Genomic DNA, 15,529 nt, shown 5'->3' on the forward strand with positions numbered 1-15,529 from the left:
TCGCAGAATTATTCGGTAACAGTTACTTTTCTGGATTCATACTGTTTCCCGTTTATCAGAAAGTTCAGTGTATACTCTCCGGCAACAGAAGGATCGAAAGTTACCTGTACGGTTTCTTCCGCGATAACATCTGCACAGACCTCTGCAGTATTTGTTAGGGTGAAGTCATAATTGAAAGTAAAGCCAGATACGGTTTTCTTAGTATTGCTCACACTAAAGCAAGGCGTAGGTTTTTCGAGCTTTACCGCAATCTCTTGGGGCACCTGAACAGATGAAGTTTGATTTATAGTAATATCCAATATACCCGGCTCTGGTGATACAGTGTCTTTTTCACAGGATACAAGGAAAAAGACTAAAATGGGCAGGAAAAGGTAAGCTAGTTTTTTCATGTTAGATTAGTTTTATATGTACACTCCTATGATTCTAAACATGAGGAAATGGTTGCAAGGGTTCATCACTTCTTGGTGCTCTATTTTAGCATATGCTTAAAAAGGGTACTGCTTCAAAGCTTTCCCTCCCTACAATAAGTACTACTTGCTTACATCTTTTAAGCATATGAGTGGAGGCACAACATTTTTGACAGGTGGTGTAGACTTAAGATAGGCAAAAATTACTTTCAGATCATCATCCTCCAGCTTCGAGAACATTGGCCATGGCATCGGAGGAAGTGTATCACGGTTGTTGGCCAGGCCTTTGACTTTACCTTCACGCATTGCCATAAAAACTGCAGGTAGGCTTCAGGCATTGTTTCCCATGACTGCCGGAAAACGGCCTCTTCCTTAAAAGATGTCAGTAAATGATCGGCAAATCTACTATTCCATTGATTTTTCTAGCCAGATCTATACCTGTTTATTCTTTGCCTAGGCCGATGTCCATTAAGAGCACATTAGGCTTTGTAGCTTTCAGTAGGCGCATCACTTCTTTGGGAGCAGATACTAGATCAATTAGTTCATAGTCAAGTTGATTGAGCACCATGCGAAGAACATCCGCATGGCGCTCGTCATCTTCAACTGCCAAAACCCTAATCTTTCGCATGGGTAGTATAAATTAGAAGCAAACAGATTTTGGTATTAATGCTTGTAAGCTTGGGCTAAATCAAAAATCAACTTCCTTTTCCATTGGCTGATAAAGCGCTTCGTTCTTAAAGCGAACTAATGCAAGTACAACCGCCTGCTCGTATAGTTGCATCCTGTCTACTACATTATTAGTGAGTAAGCCAATAGCACCCGACTCTTGCTTTGAATTGGATTTATTGAAAACAATGTCATCTGCTTCACCCAACTCCATTCCTTGCGCTACTAAAGTGGCAACTGCATGTGGCAAGAAGAAAGTGCCTGATCTTGCCTTACCCAGTCCATCTACTGACCGTACCACTACCCAAGCAAAAGCAGTGAGTTCTCCGCCATATATTTCTACACCGCCTTCAATTCCTATCCAGAAGTCAGCCTCGGTATGCTTTTTTACTGCATTGTTTACTCTGTTAACTGCACCGGCAAAAGTCTCCTCATCCGACATCGGCTGATCAGCTACTTCAGAAGAAACAGAAATAGAAAGTGTACTGAAAGTTTTGTCTGGGAACATCTTCTCAAAGCCCCGGAGAGCTGCCTCAATCTTGACAGGGTTTTTCGAAGCTACCACTACAGTATGTTCTATTTTATGAATCATAAATAGATATTGAGTTAAATCGAACAAGTATAAAACAATAGCAACTAGTCATCTGTGGTTATTAAATAATGAGATGATATGCTGTAAATTCCAGCCTGCTAGTACAAACCCTAAGCCCTTTACTTTGATTATTGCAGAAACTTAGGCGCTTTACGGTGCTTTGTACCAGATTCATAACCATAGGCAATTTCGAGTAACACAGGCTCGCTCCATGCTCTCCCGAAAAAGGATATACCTACCGGTAACTCATCTACAAAGCCCATGGGAACTGTAATAGCCGGATAGCCTGCCTGTGCTGCCGGCGAAGAACTGCCTAACTGAAAGCTGTCCCCATTTACCAAATCAGTTTTCCAAGCAGGACCACCCGTTGGTGCTACAATGGCATCTAATTTATGCTTGTCCATTACCTTATCTAATCCCTCTTCTCTAGTGCCTTTCATCAGTTTAGCCAATGCCTCTTTGTATTCCTTAGAATTGAGATCTCCTTTTTTCTGGGCCATTTCCAGGTAGCGCTGGTTGAAGTGCTCCAGCTCTAGGCTATCAGCCTTGTTAAAAGCTATCAATTCCTCTACACTTTTGATAGGCGCTTTAGGTCCGAGAGATTTAAAGTAGTCATTCAAGCCCTGCTTATATTCATACAACATGATCTCAAATGAGTGGTTGCCAACTCCGGGGCTGGATATTTGATCGATTTCCACTATTTCTGCGCCCTGGCTCTTTAAGTAGCTAACCGCCTTATACATCAGCGAATCAACCTTATAGTTTACTCCAAGCGGTGCTTTATAGAACCCAATACGTTTGCCTTTCAAGCCGTCAGCCTTGAGAAACTGTGTATAGTCTTTATAGAATTTACCTTGGCTGGCTACTGTCTTCTCATCTGCTGGGTCTACACCAACCATGGCTCCTAAGCCTATGGCTGCATCCCTTACTGTTCGTGCCATAGGGCCTGGCGTATCCTGCGTATGAGAAATTGGTATAACACCGGAGCGGCTTATAAGTCCAACAGTTGGCTTGATGCCTACTATACCGCTGGCGTGAGCGGGGCAAACAATAGAGCCGTTTGTTTCTGTACCAATTGCCAACACTGTTAAATTGGCTGCCACAGCTACAGCAGACCCTGAACTTGATCCGCAGGGGTTTCTGCTTAGCACATACGGGTTCTTAGTTTGTCCGCCAAGGCCACTCCAGCCACTTGTAGAAAGCTCGCCCCGGAAATTTGCCCACTCACTGAGGTTGGCTTTGCCGATAATTACTGCCCCGGCTTCTCTTAACTGCTTGGCAACATAGCTGTCTTGCAAAGGGTATGAATTTGCCAATGCTCTGGAGCCAGCAGTAGTTGGCATTTTATCGTGCGTATCGATGTTGTCCTTTAGTACAACGGGTATCCCATGAAGAGGACCTCTTACTTTCCCTGCTTTCCTCTCCTTATCCAGTTCCTCGGCAATTTGTAAGGCATCCGGGTTTACTGCGATGATAGAACTTAGTGCAGGGCCATTTTTGTCGATTTCTTCAATTCTGTTCAGATAAGCCTGAACAACATCTTTTGAGGTTAGGGAACCAGTTTTATACTTCTCTTGCAGTTGTGCTATCTCCAGCTCCACAATTTTAGAAGCGTTAGCATTCACGACCTGAGTTTCATTCGGGCGGGTCTGGCAAGAGATGTGAGAAAACACAAGTGAGCTAACCGCCAATAGGTAAACAGTTCTCTTTAAATTTTTATTCAAGTTAATAGATTTCATAGGGTGACATGTTGAAATGTTTGTGTACGATTACTAGGCAGCTAGGCTACTTTGCATAGACACACCGGTTTATCTTAAATCTGTTTGCTAAAAGTTAAAGATAATATTTATCTGAGATTTTGCATTGAAGGCGAATTGTTTAGTGCCTATTTATTGACTTTAAACTAATACGTACAGAGAAAAGATAAATCGTTTAAGCGAAATTCAAGATTTGTCATTAAGTACAACCAATTATAAATTTCAAGAGCATGTGCAAGTTGTATGTCGCCAACATCATCCTTTTGCGGCGCAGTTGCTGGGATTTTAAAAATGCTCCTTTAGTTTATCCATAATTGATTTGACTATCGATTTGAGTAACTATTTTTAGAAGTTCATATTTTATTTAAGACTGCTTAAAACTATTTTCCTGCTCTTTATCTAGTTCGCTGTGTACCATCTGCTTATAGCTCTTCCCTATCGGGAGTTCTTTCTCTCCTACCCGCACTGTGTTAGCGCCATACGCCGTTATTTTGTCGCGGGCTACTATGAAAGACCTGTGGATACGCAGGAATAACGAAGCTGGCAGTTTCTCTTCAGCATAGTTCATCCGTTGGTAGGTTAGCAAACTATGGTTGTCTTCTAACACTACTTTAATGTAGTCCTTCACACTTTCAATCCAGAGAATCTCCTTTAAGTATACCTTTACCATTTGCCTGTCTACTTTGTAGTATACATAAGGCTCTTCCTGCTTTAAATAGGTTTCTTCCTGTGTTACCTGCTGCCGGGCCATCACTTTGCCTACTGCCTTCAAGAAACGCTCCAGCGTTACGGGCTTTACAAGGTAATCTGCCACATCCAGTTCAAAACCTTCCACGGCATATTCGCGGTATGCAGTTGTTATTATAACGGCAGGTGGATTGGGTAAGGCACGTAAAAACTCCAACCCGGTAAGCTTAGGCATCTGTATGTCCAGGAACAGCAGGTCAACAGGCTGTTTTCGCAGTAGCGCAAAGGCATCGAGTGCATTGTGGCAGACGCCAACTGCCTGCAACTCTTCTACTGTCTCTACATAAGATTGTATCAGATTGGCAGCCAGCGGCTCATCGTCTACGATCAAGCACTTCCAGCGGGCGTGTTGGTTCTTCATGCGTTAATTCTTTTTGTGCAGGTGTAAGCTTTAGTGTTACCAGATAACTATCCGGACTGTCTAGTTGCTTTAACTCATAGGCTCCATCTAACAATATATCCAGCCGCTTCAACACGTTTGTAATACCAAGTCCACCTTTTTTTACTTCCTCAGCACCTTCATCGGGCTTGCTGTTTTCTACTTTTAGCAAAAGCCAAGGCGCTTTGTATGAGATTTCTATGCGGAGCCAGCAGGTACCTGTATGCTGGCTTAACCCGTGTTTAAAGCTGTTTTCCACAAAAGGCAGCAGTACTAGGGGTGGTACAGCTAGGCCTTCTACGTCTCCGTAAAGAGCAAATGACACATCCAGCCGATCCCCATAGCGGATCTTCTCGATTTCCAGGTAATTTCGGATGTAGCTGATTTCTCTTTTTAGGGGTGTCCACTCCCGGTTGCTATCGTACAGCATATACTCCAGCAAACCGGATAGTCGATAAATCATTTCGGTTGTATAAGGAGAGCCTTTTTGCGACAGGGCGTAAATATTATTGATGGTATTGAAAAGGAAGTGTGGCTGCACCTGCGATTTGAGCAAACTTAGTTCTGCTTCTTTCTTTGCAGCTTCCAGTTGCTGCCTTTTCTTATCATCGTGTACCCATTTGTTGATGAAGTAAAACATCATAGCAAAGCTGATATTAAAGGCAATGTTACCCATAAAAATTAGCCAGCCTGTCAGGCCGCTAATAGATTCCAGGTAAGAACCAGCGAAGCCCTCCACCCCTTCCAGCACCAGAAAGTAGTTCAGGGTTTTCATAAGCAGCGTGTCGACCGCAATAGTCCCGATGAGTGCTAGGGTAAACATAGTTTTGCGGCCTTGCAGAAACAGCCTTGGCACCAGGAAGTATAAAGTGAAATATACTGCCGGTATGAGCATCAACACCCGTATCACCACTATTTTCAGATGAAAGACAGATGTTTCCGGATTATTCAGGATGCCCTGCTTAAAGATCCACTCATACAGCAGAAAGAGCAGCCAGGCTGCTGCATGCACAGCAATGTTTCTATATTTCCTACTCATTTGAGTTTTAGCTTATCTATAAATGTACTCTGTTTTGCATAAAGTACAGGCAACCAAAAGCCAATTTTAGACAAACACGCTTTTTCTTCGACGAACGGCTTAATCTTCTCATAAAATGCCAAATGTCATACTTCTAATGTCTCTTTAAGGCTGACCTGCTGCTTCGTCTAAAAACCATTTTTGGTGTTGTATAACCGCTTACATTCGGGAAGATAAAGGCGGAAGCACCTGCCCTGCAGTATCTGCCCTTTACAGAAACTATACAGAAAATCTTATGAAAAAAATCTTAACAAAAACAGCACTAATAGCCATGTTAATACTGCTGGGTGCTACATGGTCAGAAGGTATGGCACAGGATCCACGGACTTATCTTAAGAAATCGTTAAAGGCCTACGGGAAATGGAAAGACGTAAAAACGCTGTCGTATGAAGTTAGCGGAAAACGCGACGCCGGTGCCCAGGGGAAGCGCTATAAAAGTGGAGAGCAACAAGCCTATTCTGCCCGACGAGCTTACCACCTACCGGAGAAGAAACTTTACGAAACAAACCTGAACACTTTTCCGGGTGGCTATGCTTTTCATTTTGCTACCATTGTACAGGATACCCTTGCTTATAATTATGACATAGATGGTACACGTGGAGGCAGAGTATACAATTCCGCCGGGAAAGCAATTGCCGAGAACAGGTATAAAGTAGTTAACAACCACATCGCATACTTTAAAGTGAAGGACCTGCAGGAGAGCACTGACTCGCTGATTATACTTGAATCCAATGCTACCTATAAAATTATAAGACGGCTGAATGTGAAGGCTACTCCTATTGCAGATTACTACTTCGCAAACAAAACAAACCTGCTGGAAAAAGTGGTGGCAGACCAAGCGGGTCAACAAGTAGAACTGCAGTATAGCAACTATTCCAAAACCGCTGGACGATTAGAAAACACTGAAGTAAAAGTAAGCGTGAACGGCAAAACCAGCTACGAAGAAAAAGTAAATGTAACCCGCACTAATTTTGTATTTGACAACAGTACATTGGAAGTACCAAAAGATTACAAGCCGAACAAAGCAGAAGGACCATCCAAGCCTAAAGAAATAGCCAAAGACATTTACCTGATAGAGCGACTAGCCGGCGACCGTAACGTGCTGTTTGTAAACATGGATGATTACATCACTGTAATCGAAGCGCCTATCAGTTCAGAGTTAAGCAAACAGGTGATACAAAAGATTCGGGAAGTAGTGCCAGACAAACCGATAAAGTATGTCTTCACTACCCACTTCCACTCCGACCACACCGGCGGCTTGCGGCAGTACGCACACCTGGGTGCTGAGTTGATGATGGCAGCTCCCACACAGGCTTATGTAAAAGACCTGCTTGCCGCACCGCAGCCAGATGATTTTGGAAAGTCAGGCGCTACTGCGGCTCAGTTTAAAACTATAACCGGCAAGTATGTATTGCAGGATGACAACCACCTGATAGAGTTTTACGAAGTACCAAATTCTCATTGCGACGGCATGGCACTGGCATACTTTCCGAAGGAGCGGTTGATCTATCAAGGTGATTTACTATCGGTACCACTTGATGGCACATTACCATTTGCCATAGAGGTTACTCAGGACATGAAAACATTTCTGGACAATAATGGCATATCGTTTAAAAGAATGATCGGCCACCATGGGCATAACCAAATTACACCTGCGATGCTGGAGCAGATCATGCTGAAAGGAAAGGGTACGGCTAACGCGAAGTAGAGGCTTTAATCATAAGCTATAAATGCTGCAGCATCTATAGCTTGTGATCATCCTGAATTTTAACAATATCCACCACAGAGTTTAGAACTGCAAAAAACAACAAGAGTAGCTAAGCTTTTGTACTAATATTTTAAACTTATCTCAGGTTTGAGCTAGAGCTCTCACTAACATGGCCATACTTTTCTGCAAGTTTTAAAACCATTTCACAGGGGCATAGGATAACAATAATTAAGCATGCAGCTATTAAGTATAGATAGAACAGGCTACTAATTCAATCTCTTTATTTTTTCATGTAGCTTCTTTTGTAGCTTTTGTGGTGTTTAATTAAAAGTATAATTGCAAACACAACTAATGACAGTCCAAAAACAACTGCTATAAACGGCAGAAACTGATCATTATAAAACATCAACGAAATTGCAGCAATACATAAATACCACAAGGCTTTAGATCACATATTAAAGATAATAATCAAGCAGAAATTTTAAGCACCCTTTGAACTGTTACTTCTCTATTCTGACAACCTGATTCATAGCTCAAGCTCAGCGTATGTACAGTAGTGCCCCGCACATTAGCAGAACACTCTTTTTACATACCTTTTCTTTAATATATCTTACTGCCTTACCACAAGATAAACACATCCTAATTATCATAAACTGTGAAGTTTATATAGAGTGCATTTACCAACTGCTGCACAAGTATAGCAAGCTAAAAAAATTGAAAATATTGTTAGGTACTGCCTCTGTTGATGAGTTAAAGTATAGGCAGGTAAAATACCAGGAGCGTGTAATGTGATGAAACAATACCTATAGCAACTACGAACTTTGAAGCTGTTTCTCCCCCTTCTCTTTTTTGAGCACCTTCACCACATCCTCCATAATCATGTACAGGCAAGGCACGATCACAAGTATAATGGAGGTAGCGAAAATAATTCCGAACCCCAGTGAAATAGCCATAGGTATAAGCTGGTATGCTTGTCTGGACGTTTCAAGTATGATAGGTGTTAAGCCGCCGAAGGTGGTGAGGGTGGTAAGTATGATGGGCCTGAACCTACGGATGCCGGCTTCATGTATGGCATCGTAAGCAGAAAGGTCTCCACGGTGTCTGTTGGCATAGTCAATCATGATAAGTGAATCGTTCACCACCACTCCTGAAAGCGCAATGATACCCATCAGGCTCACCAGCGACAGGTCGTAGCCTAACAGAATATGGCCAATAACCGCACCTACCACACCGAAAGGTATAGCCAGCATGACAATAATAGGCTGAATGTAGCTGTTCAAAGCCACCGCCAGTAAGGCAAAGATCAGCAACATGGCAATGATAAAGCCCGACCACAGCGCCTGCGTAGACTCCCGCATTTCAGCTTGGCTACCTTCATAAGTCCAGGTGATGCCGGGAAAATCAGCTTGCAATTGGGGGAGCACTTCTTCATTGAAGGACTTTAATACGCGTGTCTGGGCATTTGCCGGCTCTACATCCATCCCAACATTTACAACTCTACGTCCGTCCCGCCTGTTGATGTTGGTAAAGGTTTCTCCTGAGGTAACTTTTACTATATTAAGCAGCGGAACAGCCGTACCATCTGGTGCGCGTATGATAAACTCCTCCAGGTTATACATGTCCTTCCGCTCTTCTTCGGGCAGTTTCACGCGAATCTCCGTTTCGTTGATGCCGCGGAGCTGGCGCATGGCCAAGGCTCCAAAGAAAGCATCGCGCACCTGCTGGCCAACAGCAGAGGGTGTAAAGCCAAGGCTCCTGCCTTCGGGTAACAGCTCAAAGCCTAGCTGTACCTTACCCATGTTATAGTTGTCGCTGATGTCGCGGGTTTCTTCGAAGGCCTCCACCCGTTCCACAAAGGCCTCGCTGGCTCGCTCCAACACTTTTATGTCGATATGGCTTAAGTCTATACTTATGTCCTGACGCGCCCCACCCGGACCGCGTTCCGCTTCAAAGGTAATCTGATCTACACCCTCGATATCACCGATTTCTTCCCGCCATAACTCGATTATTTGCTTTGCGGTCATGTCAATCTCATCAGGTGGTTTCATCACAATCTCCACATCGATAAAGTCTTTGCCGCGCACGTTGGTTTTGATGCCTTCGGCTACCTCATACAGGTTGTGCTCCTCGAACATACGCTGGGTAGATTCAGTGATTTGGATTGCCACTTTTGCCGCCTGATCAGTAGTAGTGCCTACGGGTAACCTCACCGCACACTCAATTTCATCGGCAGCTTCTTCGGGCATCAGCACCATGCCCATATGGCCGCTGTAACCAAAGCCACCAACCACCAGCAGCAAAGCAACTGCAGAAGTTAAAGTAATGTAGCGGTTGCGCAGGCACAGGTCGAGCAAAGGCTGGTAGCGGCGATTTACAAACCTGTTAAAAGCCTCGGCGATGGAATTTTGCCAACCCTCCAGCTTCCGCAGTGCTTTAGACTTATTCTTTTTTGGCTCGTGCGCCACATGTGATGGCAGTATATATAATGCCTCGAAAAGTGATACCGCCAGCACCGCAATTACCACCACCGGCAGCGGCCACCAGTACTTACCAGTTTCGCCGGGCATAAACAAGAGCGGGATAAAGGCGATGATAGTGGTGAGTATACTAAAGATTACAGGCTTCGAAACATCTTTGGCACCAAGTATGGCAGCTTCCATGTGCCCGTAGCCATTTTGCCGGTACGCATAGATGTTCTCCCCCACCACAATAGCATCATCTACCACTATCCCCATCACAATCAAGAAACCAAACATGGAGATCATGTTAATACTGATGTCCATGACAGGTAACAGCACCATGGCCCCGATAAAAGAAATGATCATCCCCATCATTACCCAAAAAGCCAAGCGGTACTCCAGGAACAGGCCCAGAATTACCATAACAATAACGATGGCCAGCAAACCATTCTCGGTTAAAAGCGCCAGCCGCTCCCGAAAGTCTTCTGCTCGGTTACTGTCGATCCGGATATTTACGCCGGGTGGTAAGGCCTTTTCGAAATCAGCCATTATCTGCTTTACCAGCTCCTCAATCTCCAGCGGCGACTGCTTACCAGTCCGGAAAATTTCCAGGTCTACGGTATTCTGCTGGTTAAACTGACCGTGAAAACCAGTTTCCTCAAATCCGTCTGTAATTTTGGCTATATCGCCTAGCTGAACTGTAGCCCCCGATTCAGAAGAAATAATGTCGATGTTAGCGAGTTCTTCAGCCCAAAGCTTCCGCTCCTGCATCCGGAGAAGCACCTCTCCGGCCTGAGTTTCGATGGAGCCTGCAGGTACGTCTTCACTGGAGTTGCGGATGATGCTAGCCACTTGCTCTAGTGTCAGGTTGTACTCCCGCAACGTATGCTCCGGTATCTCCACATGTGTTACAAAGTCGGGCACGTTACCGATTTCAACCTGCGTAATCTCGTCGTTCGCCAGCAGCCGGTTGCGCAGCCGTTCAGCCAGTATGCGCAGCGTCCATACATCCACATCCCCAAACAAACCAATCTGCATCACGTCCCGTCGCTGGTCCAGCAGCCTTACCTGGGGCTGCTCTATGTCATCAGGAAAAGTCTGGATGCGGCTCACTGCCTGGTCGATGTCCTGGAAAGCTTTCATCCTATCGGTGCCGGGCACCAGTTCTACCGTAACTCTTCCCGAGCCTTCGTTAGCGACAGATGTGACTTCCTTTATACCTTGCACACCTTTGATCGCCTCCTCCACCGGCAGCACAATCCCCTGCTCTGTCTCTGTTGGGGCAGCTCCAGGGTATACCACGCTTATCTCCACATAATCCAGCTGAAACTGAGGGTACACTTCCTTCTGCATGTTATACATCGTCCAGATACCACCACCGATCAGTATAAACATCAGCAGGTTTGTAATGACACGGTTACGTGCCATAAAAGCAATAGCTCCTTTATGTGTTTCTTCAGCCGGTTTATCTGGTTTAGCCATAATCACTCTCCTTCCATTCTTGCCGTGTCTCGGGTGGCCTTGCTTCCTTCTGTGCGTAATTCTGACCCTTCCACCACAGTAGACAGGTCTGTTGTCACGACCATTTCTCCGTCAGAGAGACCTTTGCTGATGTAGGCATATTCCGGGTCTTCAAACAACACCTCCACCTTTCGAATGTTGAGTTTGCCGTCTTTCATCACCCACACCGTATTGTCTTGCCGGAGGTAGTCGCGGTTAAGGCGAACAACACCCCTTAGTTGCTTTGCCTGTATATGGGCATCTACAAATGTGCCGATGAGCAAAGGCGGAACAGTATCTGCATCCGTTCTGCGCGCCAAAGGGTCCGGCACAGAAACCAGCACCCTGGCCAGTCGGGTTTGCGCATCCAATGCTCCTACCAGTTTGTAGAGATAGCCTTTCCTGTACTGCCCCGCCGGCCAGCTGTTTGTATCTATCACTTTTACGTCCGACCCTGTACCGGAGTCAATCTCTGCAAAAGTGAGCCAGTTTACCTTCGACACAGGTACATCGGCTGCCACCCAATATTCTTCCATGCCTACCAACCTACCTATGTCTGCTCCCGGCGCCAATTGGGTACCCGTGTTGGCGTTTCTGGTAATGATGTGCGCATCAAATGGTGCACGGATGGTGGTCCGCTGCAGGTTTAGTTGCGCCTGGTCTACTGCGGCTTGTGCCGCTGCAATATTAGCTTTTGCTGCCTCTAGCTGTGGTTTCCGAAGTACCAAATCCTTATTTTTGATAGGCAGATCCTCCCCTATCAGTTCATAGTCTTTTTGTGCTACCTCCTGCCTGCCCATCTCTACACTCAAGTCTGATTTGGCAAGCTCTAAGTCGCTTCTTCTGAGCTGCAGTGTATTTCTATAGTCGGCAGGATTGATCTGGAGCAGCACCTCTCCCTTTTTAACAAAAGAGCCCGGCGTGAAGTTATCTGAAATACGAATTACCTCCCCGCCCACCTGTGTGCTCAGGGTGATATCTTTTGCTGCCTGCACAGTTCCGGTTGCTACAATAGTAGGTGTATAATCACCCTTGTCTACCTGCACCACGTCCACTAGCATAGCTGTTTTTATACTTGCACCTTCGCGCTGTGCTTCCGGCTCCGTCATAAACACAACAACGGTGATGATGATACTTGCCAGAAGTATAATGGCACTTATAATAAATGTCTTCTTTTTGGTCATCCTGATGCTATTTTTAATGATAGCCTCTGCGTTATAAATCCTCGATTTCTTCCTGCAGCAACAGTTCCCGCTCCGTTTCGAAACCTCCGGCAAGGGCGCGGTAAAGGCTTACTCTCGTTTCAAGTAAATCCAGCCTGGCATCAACCAAGTCAAGGCGGAGCTGTTGTAATTGATTTAACGTAACCAACACATCGAGGTAAGGTATAAAACCGTTCAGGTACTCTATCTTGAGTTGTCCGAATGCTTTTTCCGCCAGCTCCACCTGTTCAGCTATTGCCACAATCTGCTGCGCCTGTTTTGTTTCCTGTATCAGCGCATTCTCTATTTCCTGAAACGCCACAAGCACTGTTTGGCCATAGTCGTTTAGCTGCTGCTGCCGGATAGCCTCTGCCTGATTTACCTGTGCCCGCAACCTGCCTCCGTTGAAAATGGGAGCCAGCAAGCTACTGCCTAGTGAAACAGCCTGCGATTCAAACAAGCCAATCAGGTCGTTAGACCTGAGTGCTGCATTTAAAGAGAAAGTTAGTCGAGGGTACCTGTTACTTATAGCTGCGGCCACTTCTCTGTCAGCTGCCTGAAGTATATTGAATGCCCTCTGCACATCAGGCCTCCGGTTCACAAGCTGCAGCGGAATACCCGTTTGAGGCAATGGTGGTAGCTCTGGTAACCGGGCTGCGGCGTCTACTATTTCGCTGGGTGGTTGCCCGAGAAGTATGGATAGCTGATTTTCCAGTAACTCTTTCTGCAGCTCAAACGCAATCCGTTGCTGCTTTGTACTTTCTATCAATTGCTGCTGACGCAGGACGTCTACGCCGCGCACCTGTCCGCTGGCAAAGCGGTTCCGAACCAGCGCCAGCACCTGTTCATTCGTTTCCAGCTGCCCTTCTATCAGCTGCAATTGCACATTGGTTGCTTTTAGCCTGAACCAAGCCAAAGCAACCTCGGCTGTAAGCGTGACGGCTGCTGTTTTATAATCGTAGTAACTTGCCCTGAACCTGTACTCCTCGGCAGCTATACTATACCTGATCCGCCCCCACAAGTCTGCTTCGTAACTGGCACCTAAACCAAGTTGTGTATTCTCTCCCCCGGCAAAATCAGGTTCAGGACGACTAATCCCACTCCGAAGCTGCAGAAACACATCCGGCACCCTGGCTGCTGAAGTGATTTTAAGTATAGCTTTAGACTCTTCGAACTGGTACCAGAAAACCTTCAAAGGCAAATTAGACTCTAAGGCAGAGTCTACAAGTATGTTGAGTGTCGGATCATTAAAGGTTTGCCACCACCTGTCAGGTGCCACTTCTTCGCCGGGTAGTGAGAATGTTTCCGGTGATTCATAAGGTAAAGCAACATCAGCTACTTTTCGGTTGCAGCCCAGCAAGCTAAAACCTATAAAGCAGCACAGGGCGAACTTTCCAGGTAAGATACCTACCTGGAAGGTTCGCGAACTACCAACTAAAACGCTGCTTTTCAATTTGCTATATTAACTCTTGTACTTCAACTCACAGTTTTAAGTGTTATGTCATTTAACCAAGAGTTTATAGCTAAGGTTTTATTGTCTCTTTCTAGCACTCCTTAAGTATTGTGTTCCTAATGCGCTTGCTAGACACTCTCAAAATCTCATTCTGATATTTTAACTACCGATTACCAATGCTCAAAAAAATTTTACAAAGTATAGCCGAATCCGAAGACTCAACTTTAAGATAAACTTATACTTTATAAAAAGCTGCTCAAGTAATTAGCAACTTGCAATCCTATTTATAGAACTGTATAACCAATCAAGCGAAGCACGAATTCTAACTTTCTAGTAACTAGATTTGCATTGGTACTGTAAACCTTACTTTCTTTGCCAATTGCAAACCTCTTTGTTTCTGAAGTTACAGGCAGAAGTGGTTAGGCTTAATCAATCTAAGAACATAACGAATAGATGGCTTCAGGACTTTTAGCTCTTTTGGACGACGTTTCAGCGCTTGTAAAGGTAAGTGCAGCAAGCCTGGATGATGTTCCGGCACAGGTTTCGAAAACAACGGGTAAAGTATCTGGCATCGTTATAGATGATACGGCTGTAACACCTAAGTATGTAGTAGGACTTGACCCATCTCGTGAGCTTTCGATCATTTTCAAGATTGCTAAAAAGTCACTGATTAACAAAGTGCTCCTGTTAAGCCCTGCTGCTCTGATTCTTGGTTTCTTTGCACCATGGGCCATCCCTCCTATTTTGATGCTAGGCGGTGCTTATTTATGCTTCGAAGGGTATGAAAAGGTACACTCGATGTTTAGCAAGCACCACGCTGATGCTACCCCTGAGGCTGGAGATGATGTGGAGGTGATCACTCCTGAAGAGCTGGAAAAAGAGAGGATAAAAAGTGCTGTTCGTACAGACATGATTCTTTCTGCAGAGATAGTTGCGATTACGTATGCTACTGTGGCAGACACGGCTTTGGTAAATCAGATTGCTGTGATGCTGGCCGTAGCGATTTTCATTACCGTGGCTGTGTATGGCTTTGTAGGCCTTATTGTGAAAGCTGACGACATCGGATTACACATGGCGCAGGATAAATATCATCCTACTACACAGAAAATTGGGCGCAGCATTGTTAAGTTTATGCCGAGCTTTTTGGCTTTCCTGGGTTACGTAGGTACAGCAGCCATGCTTTGGGTTGGAGCTGAAATTATTGCACACGGTATTCCATTTACCAATCATGCACTGCACAATTTAGAAATGGCCTTGGCCGATGTGCCTGTTCTTGCATGGCTTGCCAAAGTTGTAGTAAGTGCCTTAGGTGGACTTATTTTAGGCGCTATAATTGAAAAAATAGTCGTGTTTATTCGCAGGTTCACAAAATCATCAAAAGCCTAAGGCACTAAAGTTGTTATTGTGTTGGCACTGTAGGAGAAATACTGCCTGCAGTAACATACTTAGTTGCCTCAACGGTTTAAATATTATACTTATAGCTTCCCTCCCTGGTAACCGCAAAAAATTCTTGATCGCTTAGTCAGCACTGCTATTATTCCATTACAGCCTCTCTTGTACGCAGTTCATGAAAATTGTGCA

The 15,529-nt window shown here is 45.0% G+C and carries 12 protein-coding genes; 2 read left to right on the forward strand and 10 right to left on the reverse strand.

From position 1 onward, the window contains the following. Positions 1-8 precede the first annotated feature (8 nt). From H8S84_RS05190 to H8S84_RS05220, 7 genes are all read right to left on the reverse strand, one after another. On the reverse strand, positions 9-389 hold the full coding sequence (locus H8S84_RS05190; protein ID WP_187066181.1) for a hypothetical protein: 381 nt from the start codon (positions 387-389) through the stop codon (positions 9-11). Positions 390-530: 141 nt separating this feature from the next. Next, positions 531-719: a hypothetical protein gene (locus H8S84_RS05195; protein WP_187066182.1), complete on the reverse strand. Its 189-nt coding sequence runs from the start codon at positions 717-719 to the stop codon at positions 531-533. Between the two features lie 130 nt (positions 720-849). Beyond that, a complete protein-coding gene (locus H8S84_RS05200; RefSeq protein WP_187066183.1) occupies positions 850-1,035 on the reverse strand; it encodes a response regulator in 186 nt (61 codons plus the stop codon). 60 nt (positions 1,036-1,095) lie between these two features. Continuing rightward, positions 1,096-1,665 carry an inosine/xanthosine triphosphatase gene (gene yjjX / locus H8S84_RS05205; protein ID WP_187066184.1) on the reverse strand — a complete coding sequence of 190 codons (570 nt, stop codon included), beginning with the start codon at positions 1,663-1,665 and terminating at the stop codon, positions 1,096-1,098. 128 nt (positions 1,666-1,793) lie between these two features. Beyond that, positions 1,794-3,404 carry an amidase gene (locus H8S84_RS05210; RefSeq protein WP_187066185.1) on the reverse strand — a complete coding sequence of 537 codons (1,611 nt, stop codon included), beginning with the start codon at positions 3,402-3,404 and terminating at the stop codon, positions 1,794-1,796. A gap of 382 nt (positions 3,405-3,786) precedes the next feature. Further along, positions 3,787-4,530, reverse strand: coding sequence for a LytR/AlgR family response regulator transcription factor (locus H8S84_RS05215; RefSeq protein WP_187066186.1), 744 nt, complete (start codon positions 4,528-4,530; stop codon positions 3,787-3,789). Further along, on the reverse strand, positions 4,484-5,587 hold the full coding sequence (locus tag H8S84_RS05220; protein ID WP_187066187.1) for a sensor histidine kinase: 1,104 nt from the start codon (positions 5,585-5,587) through the stop codon (positions 4,484-4,486). Before H8S84_RS05220 ends, H8S84_RS05215 begins: the two co-directional genes overlap by 47 nt. A 274-nt stretch (positions 5,588-5,861) precedes the next feature. Here H8S84_RS05220 and H8S84_RS05225 point away from each other — a divergent pair, with 274 nt between their 5' ends. After that, complete coding sequence (locus tag H8S84_RS05225; protein WP_187066188.1) at positions 5,862-7,334, forward strand: MBL fold metallo-hydrolase; 1,473 nt, start codon at positions 5,862-5,864, stop codon at positions 7,332-7,334. Positions 7,335-8,146: 812 nt separating this feature from the next. On the opposite strand, the gene H8S84_RS05230 is transcribed toward H8S84_RS05225, so the two are convergent. The 3 genes from H8S84_RS05230 to H8S84_RS05240 are packed head-to-tail and all read right to left on the reverse strand — an operon-like array spanning position 8,147 to position 13,948. Beyond that, complete coding sequence (locus H8S84_RS05230) at positions 8,147-11,275, reverse strand: efflux RND transporter permease subunit (RefSeq protein ID WP_187066189.1); 3,129 nt, start codon at positions 11,273-11,275, stop codon at positions 8,147-8,149. A gap of 2 nt (positions 11,276-11,277) precedes the next feature. Continuing rightward, positions 11,278-12,477, reverse strand: coding sequence for an efflux RND transporter periplasmic adaptor subunit (locus tag H8S84_RS05235; protein ID WP_187066190.1), 1,200 nt, complete (start codon positions 12,475-12,477; stop codon positions 11,278-11,280). Positions 12,478-12,508: 31 nt separating this feature from the next. Next, a complete protein-coding gene (locus H8S84_RS05240; protein ID WP_222621574.1) occupies positions 12,509-13,948 on the reverse strand; it encodes a TolC family protein in 1,440 nt (479 codons plus the stop codon). A gap of 453 nt (positions 13,949-14,401) precedes the next feature. Between H8S84_RS05240 and H8S84_RS05245 the strand changes: the two genes are divergently transcribed. Continuing rightward, a complete protein-coding gene (locus tag H8S84_RS05245; RefSeq protein ID WP_187066191.1) occupies positions 14,402-15,334 on the forward strand; it encodes a DUF808 domain-containing protein in 933 nt (310 codons plus the stop codon). The last annotated feature ends 195 nt before the right edge of the window (positions 15,335-15,529 follow it).

Origin of the sequence: Pontibacter cellulosilyticus (assembly GCF_014306105.1) — a bacterium.
GTDB classification, from domain to species: Bacteria; Bacteroidota; Bacteroidia; order Cytophagales; family Hymenobacteraceae; genus Pontibacter; species Pontibacter cellulosilyticus.

What these genes read in the sequence shown, in the direction of transcription:
- H8S84_RS05220 (WP_187066187.1), bottom strand. Translation starts at nt 5,587, where the DNA reads ATGAGTAGGAAATATAGAAACATTGCTGTGCATGCAGCAGCCTGGCTG.
- H8S84_RS05245 (WP_187066191.1), top strand. Translation starts at nt 14,402, where the DNA reads ATGGCTTCAGGACTTTTAGCTCTTTTGGACGACGTTTCAGCGCTTGTA.
- H8S84_RS05190 (WP_187066181.1), bottom strand. Translation starts at nt 389, where the DNA reads ATGAAAAAACTAGCTTACCTTTTCCTGCCCATTTTAGTCTTTTTCCTT.
- H8S84_RS05200 (WP_187066183.1), bottom strand. Translation starts at nt 1,035, where the DNA reads ATGCGAAAGATTAGGGTTTTGGCAGTTGAAGATGACGAGCGCCATGCG.
- H8S84_RS05195 (WP_187066182.1), bottom strand. Translation starts at nt 719, where the DNA reads ATGGCAATGCGTGAAGGTAAAGTCAAAGGCCTGGCCAACAACCGTGAT.
- H8S84_RS05230 (WP_187066189.1), bottom strand. Translation starts at nt 11,275, where the DNA reads ATGGCTAAACCAGATAAACCGGCTGAAGAAACACATAAAGGAGCTATT.
- H8S84_RS05210 (WP_187066185.1), bottom strand. Translation starts at nt 3,404, where the DNA reads ATGAAATCTATTAACTTGAATAAAAATTTAAAGAGAACTGTTTACCTA.
- H8S84_RS05235 (WP_187066190.1), bottom strand. Translation starts at nt 12,477, where the DNA reads ATGACCAAAAAGAAGACATTTATTATAAGTGCCATTATACTTCTGGCA.
- yjjX (WP_187066184.1), bottom strand. Translation starts at nt 1,665, where the DNA reads ATGATTCATAAAATAGAACATACTGTAGTGGTAGCTTCGAAAAACCCT.
- H8S84_RS05225 (WP_187066188.1), top strand. Translation starts at nt 5,862, where the DNA reads ATGAAAAAAATCTTAACAAAAACAGCACTAATAGCCATGTTAATACTG.
- H8S84_RS05215 (WP_187066186.1), bottom strand. Translation starts at nt 4,530, where the DNA reads ATGAAGAACCAACACGCCCGCTGGAAGTGCTTGATCGTAGACGATGAG.